This window comes from Kitasatospora saccharophila (genome assembly GCF_039529925.1).
Lineage (GTDB): Bacteria > Actinomycetota > Actinomycetes > Streptomycetales > Streptomycetaceae > Kitasatospora > Kitasatospora saccharophila.
Genome location: NZ_BAAANS010000160.1, coordinates 1 through 949, shown reverse-complemented (window position 1 = coordinate 949; position 949 = coordinate 1). Strand labels below are relative to the sequence as shown.

General features: G+C 68.4%; 1 protein-coding gene. It reads right to left on the bottom strand.

The genetic code is table 11. The features are described from left to right. Positions 1-33: 33 nt before the first annotated feature. Positions 34-920, bottom strand: a protein-coding gene (locus ABD345_RS39955) for an IS5 family transposase (RefSeq protein ID WP_380275929.1) whose coding sequence is annotated in 2 segments (ribosomal slippage) — positions 34-566 and positions 566-920 — 888 coding nt in all. Because the reading frame shifts where the segments join, the coding sequence is not laid out codon by codon here. Positions 921-949 lie beyond the last annotated feature (29 nt).

Below are 949 nucleotides of genomic sequence, written 5' to 3'. Positions count from 1 at the left end.
TAGGCCCTGTCTCGTAATTGATCTTGTTGTGGGTCATTGTTCCTCGGCTCGCAGCCACAGGATCAGCGAGGCGAGGACGACGCCGGCCCGGTAGCGGTTGGCCAACTTGTCGAACCTGGTGGCCACTGCCCGGAATTGCTTCAGCTTGGCGAAGCAGCGTTCGACGACGTTCCGCCCCTTGTAGGCGGTCTTGTCGAAGGCCGGCGGTCGTCCGCCGCGGCTTGCGCGGCGGGCACGGCCGGCGATCTGGTCCCGGCGTTCGGGGATGGTCGCCTTGATCCGTCGGCGCCGCAGCAGGCGGCGGATCTTGCGGGAGGAGTAGGCCTTGTCGGCCACGACCCGGTCGGGCCTGGTCCTTGGTCGTCCGGCTCCGACACGTGGGACGCGGATTGCGTCGAGGACTGCGGGCAGCATCGTGCAGTCGGCCGTGTTGCCGGTACTCAGCACGATCGACAGCGGCAGGCCCCGGCCGTCGACTCCCAGGTGGATCTTGGTCGTCAGCCCGCCCCGGGACCTGCCGAGCGCCTCTCGGCGCGCAACTGCTGCCGGATCATCCGATTCGTCCTCGCACTGGCCCCCTTTTTGCGGGCCCCGGCCGCGTGCTGGTGAGCCCTCGCGGCCGTGGAGTCGATCGAAACCGTCCACTCCACCGCCCCCACCGCGTCGCTGCGGACCTGGACCTCCCGCAGGAGCGCGGCCCAGGTCCCGTCCTTCTCCCATTGGGCGAAGCGCCGGTAGACGGTCTGCCACGGGCCGTAGCGTTCGGGCAGATCACGCCACGGGGCACCCGTGCGCAACCGCCACAGCACCCCGTTCACCACCTGCCGGTGATCCCTCCAAGGACGTCCAGCACCGTCCCGCTGCGGCAGCAACGGCTCAATCCGAGCCCACGCAGCATCCGTTATCTCTCCACGACCCACCACAAGATCAATTATGAGACACGGCCTAG